The following is an 8,884-nucleotide window of genomic DNA, read 5'->3' as shown; positions in this document are numbered from 1 at the left end:
CGCTCCTGATCGGAAACGGTGCGGTATTGCCAGTGCGGCAGGTCGATGAAACGGACCTCGGCGCCGCTGGCCCGTCCGGCGGTCAACGCCACCCACTCCGGCGAGTGACGAACGAAGGGGAACCAGCATTGCCCGCTTCCCGCGTCGTCCTTGCGGTAGCTGAAGAGGGCGATCGGCAGGCGGTGCGCGAGCAGGAGTTCATCGAGGCGGGCGTTGAAATCCGCCGGCCCCTCGATGAGGACGGCGGCGGGGCGCTCGCTCGCGATCCGGTGCGCCACCAGCCGGGCGCAGGCCGGGCTATGGTGGCGAATGCCGAGCAGGCGCGGCGACATCTACTGCGGCAGCGCCTGCCGGGCGGCGTGGAAGGCCGCCCAATGTTCGCCGTTGCGCTTGGCCGCGCGGTGCTCGATGTAGCGGCGCAGTTTCTTGAGGTCATCCGGATTGTCCTTGACCGCGGCGCCGGCCAGGGCCTCGACCAGACCGGTGGCGTCACCGTTGTCGCCGCGCAGGTAATAGCCGCGCAAAGTGACCGCGTGGGCGACGCTGACCGCCTCGGCGGTGCTGAGCACGCTCGACAGCCTCTCGCCGGCGCCGCCTTCTCGATCGACGCCTTGGCGCAAGTCGCGGAAGGTCGTCACCAGAACGTCCATCAGCGGCTCGTTGGGCGTGACCGGGACGCGATCCTGGGCCAGCAGGCGCGACACCTCGCTGATCACCAGCGCCAGCTCGCTGTCGTGGCTGGCGATCGGGAAGACAGTTTCGAAGGCGAAACGACGCTTGAGCGCCGCCGACATTTCATTGACGCCGCGGTCGCGAGTGTTGGCCGTGGCGATCAGATTGAAGCCGGGGCAGGCGAAGACGGTGCTTGCCGCCGGCAGTTCGGGGACCATCAGCAGACGCTCGGAGAGGATCGAGAGCAGGCTGTCCTGCACCTCGGGCGGGCAGCGGGTGATTTCCTCGAAGCGGGCGATGCGCCCCTGCTGCATCGCGCGATAGAGCGGCGACGGAACGAGCGCCTGCGGGCTGGGGCCGTCGTTGAGGAGAAGCGCGTAATTCCAGCCGTACTTGATCTGGTCCTCGGTGGTGGCGGCACTGCCCTGGATGGTCAGGGTGCTGGTGCCACAGACGGCCGCGGCCAACAGTTCCGAAAGCAGGCTCTTGGCGGTGCCCGGTTCGCCCACCAGCAACAGCGCGCGACTGGAGGCGAGCGTCACCAGTGCCCGTTCGATCAGACTGGGGGCGCAGACGATCTTCTGCCGGATACGCTTGCCCTTGACCGTCGCGCCGGCAATGAAATCGAGCACGGCCGGCATCGAAAGATTCCAGCCTGGCGGTTTCGGTGCCTGGTCGTGCGCCGCCAGATGGGCAAGCTCGTCGGAATAGAGCAGTTCGGCAGGCAGCCGCTGGGCGGCGGGCGCATCAGGACGGGGTTGGGACATGGCGGCAATTCTGGCTGGGCGAAAGAGGGATATTAATGTGAAAGTCGCGTCAGCGACTCACGAATCTCCCCTCCCCACTTGTGGGGGAGGGGTCGGGGGAGAGGGAAACGGTCATGACTTTCATGATCCGGGGTGCCTTGCAAAGTCATGACCGTTAGCGTGCCGCCCGACTCGTGATCAATCCCAGGCCGACACGTGGTCGCGGCGGATTCGGCGAATTTCCCATTTCGCTCTCCGATCCCTCTCCGACGGGCGGGCGAGGGGAAGTTCGTCAGGTGCCGCGTCAGCTAGCGGCCGCATCTGGATCGCTACCGGCAAGTACCCAGTGGCCGCCAGCAGCGCGCAGGGACTCGGCGAAAGCCTCGAGTGGCATCGGCCGGGCGAAGTAGTAGCCCTGCGCAAAATCGCAGTGCGCCTGAACCAGAAAGTCGCGTTGCGCTTGCGTCTCGACGCCTTCGGCGATGACCGCCAGACCGAGCTTGTGCGCCATGATGATGATCGCCTCGACCAGCGCCCGGTCGGTTGGGTCGTGCTCGAGATCGCGGATAAAGGACTGGTCGATCTTGAGCAGATCGACGGCGAGGCGCTTCAGATAGGCGAGCGACGAATAGCCGGTGCCAAAGTCGTCGATCGCGATCTGCAGGCCGGCGTCGCGACAACTGGCCAGCTTCTGGTGTGGTTCGCGGCGCTCGTCGAGCAATAGGCTCTCGGTGATTTCGAGAGCAACGAGTTCTCTGGGCATGTCGATGTCGCGTAGCCAGTTGATCCAATCGGTCGGCATCCGTTCACCGGCAAACTGGCGGGCCGAGACATTGATGCCAATTTGGAGGCGGCCTAGGCTGCCGTCGATCCAGCCGCGGGCGGCTTGAACGGCGGTGCGAAAAACGAATTCGCCGATTTCGCCGATCAGTCCGAAATCCTCCGCCAGCGGAACGAATAAGGCTGGATTAACGAATTCCTGCCGCCCCGTGTGCCACCAGCGCAAGAGCGCTTCCGCCTTGACCACCCGACTGTCCGGCAGGGAGACGACCGGTTGGACATGAACAGCGAATTCGTTGCGACGTAATGCCCCGTGTAGGTCATTGTGCATCTGCTGCCGTTCGCGCACCGCTTCTTGCATCGCCGGCGTGAAGTAAGCGAAGGCGTTGCGTCCGCCGTCCTTCGCCGAGTACAGGGCCTGATCGGCATGGCGGAACAGTGTTTCGACGTCGTCACCGTCGTCCGGGAAAACGGCGATGCCGACACTCGCCGATAAATGCGTTGCATCGATGTCGAGCGCGAACGGTTGGCACAGGCTCTGCAATAGTTTGGTGGCGATCAGCGTGGCCTGCTCGCTGGTGACGAGGCGCGGCAGCAGGACGGCGAACTCGTCACCGCCGAATCGAGAGGCGGTGTCGGAACGCCGGATGCAATCGCGCAGTCGCGACGCCACCTCCTTCAGCAGCAGGTCGCCGTAGTGGTGACCCAGTGTGTCGTTGACCTCCTTGAAGCGATCGAGGTCGACGAACAACAAGGCGACGCGCTTGCCCGATTGCCGTGCCCGCTCGATTTCTTGCTGCAGACGGCCAGCAAATAGGTTGCGGTTAACGAGACCGGTCAGCGGATCGTAGTTGGCTTGCCGCCAGATCGTCTGTTCAGCGCGCTTGCGCTCCGAAATGTCGGCAAACATGATGACCTTGCGTCTGGCTCCGCCGTGCTCATCGGCCAGGACGTCGACGCTCGCCCACACCGGGAAGCTTGCGCCGTCGTGGTGCCGGCACCAGACTTCGACCTGCAACGCCGAATCTTGCGCCAGGCAGTCGAGGAAGCTTGGCCCGCCAGTTGTCGGCCGAGCGTCGAGGCAGGCCGGGATCTTGCCAAGAAGCGCCGCGCCGTCGAAGCCGGTGATGCGGGTGAACGCCGGGTTAACCGAAAGCACTCGCTGTTCCGAATCGACGACCATGATCGCTTCGCCGCTCGCCCGGTACACCGACGCGGCCAGTCGCAGTTCATTGTCCGCCGCTCGCCGCTGCGTGATGTCGGTCAGCGTCGTCACCACCGCGTGCACTGCGCGTTCGCCCGGCGCGAGAATCGCCCGAACGTTGACCGACAACCAGCACAGCGGCTGGTCGGGACGCTCGACACCGATAATGACGGCATCCTGTGGCAAGCCACTGGCGAAGCAGAGGCGCCACGGCAGGCACTCGCGGGCAAACGGTTGGCCGGCGTCGTTCAGTACGCGCCAGTACGGGTTTTCCCAGTCAAGGCAGCCGCTGCTGGGGTCAGGATCGCCAAGCATCGTTGCCGCTGCCGGGTTGTGCGCTATCACACGGCCGTTGGCGTTTTCGACGACCACTCCTTCGCTCATTGCGGCGATCACCGAGCGGTAACGCTGCTGCGCTTCGCGCGCCTCCAGCAGAGCCTCTTCCTGTTGCCACCAGCTGCGGTTGATGAGCAGCGTGAAGCTCAGGGTGACCGTGGCGACGAAAACGAAGATCCCGAGCGAAATCCAGCCGGTCAGCCGCCACTCGCGTAGGCCGTCGGTAATGCTCTGGCCGACGAACAGCGTGAACGGATACTCCCCGATCCGTCGCATCACGAACACTCGCTCGATCTGGTCGACGCTCGAGGCAGCGCCGAAGATTTGCTCCTCACGGCCTTCTTGCCACAGCTGCCAGACCACTTCCTGCGTCGGCTGCTGCCCGACATTGACGCCGAAGGACTGCGGTTCAGGATAGCGCTGGATCAAACGCAACTGAGCGTCACGTAGCGCAATGACGCCGTTGGTGCCGAGCTGGATCGAGCGGAACAGTACGTCGAAATGGTGCAACTCGACGCCCGCCAGAACGATGCCGGAGAAACGGCTGTCTGCGTCGTCGACACGGCGCGCGAAGGGCAGCAGCCAGACATTCGAGAGGCGACCGACGACCGGTGCTCCGACGACGAGGCCGTCCCCCGATCCATCGCGCAGCGCAACGAAATAGTCGCGGTCCTGCACGCTGATGTGCTGGCCCGGCGGGCCACCGGCAATGAGTTCTCCCTGCTGGTTGAAGACAAGAATCGAAATCGACTCCGGCAACATCTGGTGGTGGTAAGCGACGAGTTCGTCGATATCGCCGCCGCGGTGGCGTAGCGCGTTGCTCAGACTGAGCAGCGTGATGTCGACGTTGCGCGAGGTTGCAGCGATCTGCTGCGCGAGCAGGCGAGCAAGGTTCTGGCAAGTGACCGTGGTCAGTTCGACCGAGCGCCCGTAATCGCGCCACAGATTGAGGCCGAGCAAAACCGCCAGCAGCACCAGCAGCAGGGTGACGCCGGTGGTCAGTGCGCGGCGGCCGGCGGCAATGAGCCGATCATCCGACGATGGCCGCCAAGGCACAGAGCGGAGTGCAAGACCCATAGTCCCTCCGCGATCATGCGACGGAATCAATGTCCGCGCCGCGATTTATCAGGATAGGAAATCCAACGGCACCACACGGTCATGACTTTGCAAAATACCCACGATAATGAAAGTCATGACAAGGATATGAGATCCAACGCCACTTCCGCAAGTGTTCCAGGCTCTGATAGGCCCTGACAGCAGTCGTGATTCGGGGAAAGCGTGCCGACGGAGCCTGAAAACCTCGCCAGAATCGCAGCACGAGGATGGCAGTCGGCCGCTTCGATGCGCACGCTGGCGTCGACCGAGAAACCGCCCCCGTGATCCCAGTTCGCCATCGTCTCGGCGTCTTCCGGCTCGAGCACACCGCGCCGGGTCAGCGCGCGCAGCAGACGGCGGCGGACCTTGGCCTGCACTTCGTTGAGCCACTTCTGGTCGGGGGCACGGCTTTCGTGAAACGTCGCCGCCCCCGAGGCGTCCGCCTCGAAGACACTCTCAATGACGAGGCAGTGGGAAATGCTCATGCGGATTGAGCAGCGCGCCAAAGCGGTGGATGAAGGCAAGCGCCCCGAGTCGGGAATCCGAACCCGCAGCCGGGCAGGCGCGGCGCAAGGCTTGTTCCACCACGCTCAGGAAAATGCGCAGCGCCAGCGTCTCGATCGCCGGATCGTGTTCGAGGGGAAAAACGCGGGTGCTTGGGAACCGACAGCACCCACTGGCGGGCCGGCAGTCGCGGCAAAACGTGGTCGGTCAGATGGGCAGCGGTTTCGACCATTCGCCGGGGGTTACAAGCGGGACAGACACCACGACCTTTGCATGACCAGGCGATGAGAAAATCGTGACCGCACTGGGCGCATCGAGCGCGGGCAAAGCCATGCGCGAGAATCCCGCATTCGAGAGAGCGGTGGAACTCCCGCTCGACATGGGCCGGACCACCAGCGCCCTGCCGACGGTCACAGGGGAGTTCGAGCCAGGTGGTGAGGGGCGTCTGCACGGTGCGATAGAGCACGGTGCATTCGGGCCGGCGACGGCGATAAACGGCCGTGCAAGCGGGCGTGCAGCCGGTAGCCATGGGGATTCGGGTTGAGCACTCGAGACCCGATAACTGTATTTCATACAGTTATCGGCGCAATGCCCTCTGGCGGCAGCACGCGCGCCCTCGAGCGCCGCGGCTATGCCGTGGCCGTCATCAGCAGTACGGAGAGGGCACTTTGGCGCAGACGTTGGTCAGGGTATGGCTGCCGACCACGTCGACGGCGCCGGTCCAGCGGCTTGCCGGGCGAGGAAAACTTCGCCCGCGGCAGCACGTCGGCGGCGCCGAGCCGCTTGAGGTCGTCGGCCTCTTCGACGCGCCCGCTGACCGCCACCACCTTGTAGCCGAGCTTCGAGAGCACCGCGCCGGCCACACTGCCGACGCCGCCGGCCGCGCCCGTGACCAGGAGCTCGCCGTGGGTCGGCGTCACGCCGTGGCGCTCGAGGGCCAGCACGCAGAGCATGGCGGTGTAGCTGGCGGTGCTGATCGACATGGCCTGTTGCGGCGAGAACGCCTTGGGCAGCGGCACCAGCCAGTCACCCTTCAGGCGGGTTTTCTGGGTGAGGCCGCCCCAATGGACTTCGCCGACGCCCCAGCCGTTGAGGACGACGGCGTCGCCGACCTTGTAGTCCGGGTGCGTCGTGCTCTCGACGACGCCCGCGAGGTCGATGCCGGGGACCATCGGAAACCGCCGCACGACGGGGCCTTTGCCGGTGATGGCGAGCCCGTCCTTGTAGTTCAGGGTGGAGTGGCTCACGCGGATGGTGACGTCGCCTTCCGGCAGCTGCGCCTCGTCGAGGTCTTTCACCGCGGCGCGGTAACCCGCGTCGTCCTGCTCGATCAAAATGCCTCCTGATTAGCAAGAGGTTTCAGCGAGCCCGAGATTTTTCAAGCAGAAGGCGCATACTGGTTGGTTGCCAACCCATTAAGGAGGCTCATGCCATGGCAATGAATCGCGTCCAATTTCAGCCGGGTTTGTCGCTGCCCGGATTTCTTGAACAGTTCGGCACAGAGGCGCAATGCGAGGCCGCCCTGGAAAAGGCCCGCTGGCCCGAAGGCTTCCGTTGCACCCGCTGCGGCCACGCCGACCATGACGTGCTTCACGTCGGCGCCCACCAGACCTTCCAATGTCAGACCCATCTGTGCGCCGGCGGCCATAAGCTGCGCGGCATTGCGGAAGGCCAGATCCTTGGATTCCTGGAAGGTGCCGAAGGGCATGTCGGCCACGATCAGCGGCCGGCTGCAGCCGCGCCGGACGGCGGCGACGTGGTAGGCCACGTCTTCGACCCGGACCGGCAGCGTCGAGTCGTGTCCCTGGATCACCATGCCCAACGAATCCCCGACGATCAGCATGGGAACGCCGGCCGCCTCGCACAAGGCGGCGAAGCTGGCGTCGTAGGCGGTCGTCACCGGAATGCGCTGGCCGTTGGATTTCATCTTCTGGAGATCGATGATGGTGTTGCGTCGGGTCGTGGCGTGTACGGACATGGCTTGCGGTCCTTGAATTGGATTGATGAGTTCCTGCGTTACGCGGGGGCGCGGACGTCCTTCTGGAGGAAGGCGATGGCGGCGGCGGTGGCCAGGATGGCCGACGACACGAGGAGTGCCAGGGTCAGCGATCCGGTGAGATCGCCGATCCAGCCGGAGACCACCGGGCCGACGGCCTGGCCGAGGCCGAAGGCGATCGTGAAGCCGGCGATGCCGGCGCCCCAGGTTTCCCGCGGGGAGCCGTTGCGGACCATGACTGTGATGGCGGCCGGCCCGGTGAACATCGACGATCCGAAGAGACAGGCCGAGAGCAGCATCATCGGCAGCGAGGCGTCGACGGAGAGCAGGGCGGTCGCGCCGGTGAGGACAACACAGCTCGCGCCGAGGGTGCGCCCGCCGAGGCTGGAGGCGAGCGACGCACGCCACAGATACGGCGACGCCATGACGGCCAGCCCGAGCGAGCCCCAGAACAGGCCGATCTCGGGCGGCGTGAACTGCCTGCCTTTCATCCAGGCGATGACGAAGGTCATGTAGGTGATGTAGCCGCATCCGCAGATGGAGTTGCGACTGGCTTCCCGTCAGGGCGCCGCCGCAGATGAACACGGCGGCGCCGAACGTGCCGGCCAGGAAGCGCCAGGCCATGAGCCACGCGAAGTCCGAAGCGAAGCCGGTCGCGATCATCGCGACCGAGGTCATGGCGAGGCCGCCTTCGAAGAGCCGGCAGTTGCCGATGCGGCCGACATAGATGAAGACGGCGATGGCGCCGGCCAAGTAGCCGATCGCGTTCGCGGTATTGAGCAGACCCGCGGTCGAATACGACCACGAGAACTCGTCGCGCATCGACGGCAGGAGCAGGCCGTAGGCGAAGCGCGCGAAGCCGGTGGACACGGTCGGCCCGAGCGAGAGCGCCAGCACGATGAGCAGCGACGCGATGTGGCCCGGGCGGTTCTCGTTCAAGGTGCCTTCCTCCTTGTGGTGTCGATGGGGTGCGCCGGGCCGTGGCCCGTGCGCGACGTTTGATCGGCATCATCCGGCGCCGTGCGCGAAGCGAGCGTGAAACGGTTTGATGCGACGCATTCGAATCGCTCATGCGACGCGCGGGCGGCCGGACCCACTGCTACCCGAATTCGCCAGGCGACTCAACGGCTCATGCGACGCGCGGGCGGCCGGACCGGTACAGTGGGCGCTGCCGACCCGACCCAGGAAGACCGCCATGCTTTCGCATACCGCCCTCGTTTTCGTGGGACTCGTGTTCCTGCTCGCCGGCTGGGTCAAGGGCGTCGTCGGCATGGGCCTGCCCACCGTGGCGATGGACGCCCTCGGGCTCGTGATGGCGCCCGTCCAGGCGGCGGCATTGCTGGTCGTGCCGTCGCTGGTCACCAACGTCTGGCAGTTCGTCGCCGGCCCGGGCGCCGGCCGGATCACGCGCCGCCTGGCCGTCATGATGCTGTTCGCCTGCGTCGGGACGGCGCTGGGCATTCCGCTGCTGGCGTCCGGGTCCTCGCGCTGGCCGTCGATGGCGCTCGGAGCCGTGCTGGCGACGTACGCGCTGCTGGCGCTTCGCCTGCC

Annotated in this window: 7 protein-coding genes and 3 pseudogenes; 3 read left to right on the top strand and 7 right to left on the bottom strand. The window is 65.6% G+C overall.

Going from position 1 to position 8,884, the window contains the following annotated elements; all coding sequences use genetic code 11:
* From CAPSK01_RS01810 to CAPSK01_RS01780, 5 genes and pseudogenes are all read right to left on the bottom strand, one after another.
* Positions 1–332: DUF5682 family protein (locus CAPSK01_RS01810; RefSeq protein WP_034921488.1), on the bottom strand; the 332-nt coding region annotated here is incomplete at its 3' end.
* On the bottom strand, positions 333–1,439 hold the full coding sequence (locus tag CAPSK01_RS01805) for an AAA family ATPase (protein ID WP_034921485.1): 1,107 nt from the start codon (positions 1,437–1,439) through the stop codon (positions 333–335).
* A gap of 283 nt (positions 1,440–1,722) precedes the next feature.
* Complete coding sequence (locus tag CAPSK01_RS21395) at positions 1,723–4,815, bottom strand: EAL domain-containing protein (protein WP_273702878.1); 3,093 nt, start codon at positions 4,813–4,815, stop codon at positions 1,723–1,725.
* Positions 4,816–4,928: 113 nt separating this feature from the next.
* Positions 4,929–5,318: a transposase gene (locus CAPSK01_RS01795; RefSeq protein WP_034921483.1), complete on the bottom strand. Its 390-nt coding sequence runs from the start codon at positions 5,316–5,318 to the stop codon at positions 4,929–4,931.
* A gap of 689 nt (positions 5,319–6,007) precedes the next feature.
* Positions 6,008–6,674 (bottom strand): annotated as a pseudogene (locus tag CAPSK01_RS01780) (alcohol dehydrogenase catalytic domain-containing protein); the annotation flags it as partial.
* A 95-nt stretch (positions 6,675–6,769) separates the two neighbouring features.
* On the opposite strand from CAPSK01_RS01780, the pseudogene CAPSK01_RS21390 reads away from it, so the two are divergent.
* Positions 6,770–6,919: pseudogene (locus tag CAPSK01_RS21390) on the top strand (transposase); the annotation flags it as partial.
* Between the two features lie 84 nt (positions 6,920–7,003).
* On the opposite strand, the pseudogene CAPSK01_RS01775 reads toward CAPSK01_RS21390, so the two are convergent.
* Together CAPSK01_RS01775 and CAPSK01_RS01770 are read right to left on the bottom strand one after the other, a co-directional pair.
* A pseudogene (locus CAPSK01_RS01775) lies at positions 7,004–7,264 on the bottom strand (3-methyl-2-oxobutanoate hydroxymethyltransferase); the annotation flags it as partial.
* 89 nt (positions 7,265–7,353) lie between these two features.
* On the bottom strand, positions 7,354–7,872 hold the full coding sequence (locus CAPSK01_RS01770) for a YbfB/YjiJ family MFS transporter (protein ID WP_273702896.1): 519 nt from the start codon (positions 7,870–7,872) through the stop codon (positions 7,354–7,356).
* A 38-nt stretch (positions 7,873–7,910) separates the two neighbouring features.
* On the opposite strand from CAPSK01_RS01770, the gene CAPSK01_RS21385 reads away from it, so the two are divergent.
* Both CAPSK01_RS21385 and CAPSK01_RS01760 read left to right on the top strand, forming a co-directional pair.
* Entirely contained in the window at positions 7,911–8,060 is a 150-nt protein-coding gene (locus CAPSK01_RS21385) for a hypothetical protein (RefSeq protein ID WP_273702877.1), read from the top strand.
* Between the two features lie 468 nt (positions 8,061–8,528).
* A partial coding sequence (locus CAPSK01_RS01760; RefSeq protein WP_273702876.1) for a sulfite exporter TauE/SafE family protein occupies positions 8,529–8,884 on the top strand: 356 nt, incomplete at its 3' end.

The organism is Candidatus Accumulibacter vicinus (genome assembly GCF_000584955.1).
Lineage (GTDB): Bacteria > Pseudomonadota > Gammaproteobacteria > Burkholderiales > Rhodocyclaceae > Accumulibacter > Accumulibacter vicinus.
The sequence above is the reverse complement of the archived record's forward strand: the minus strand, read 5'-3'. Positions and strand labels throughout refer to the sequence as shown.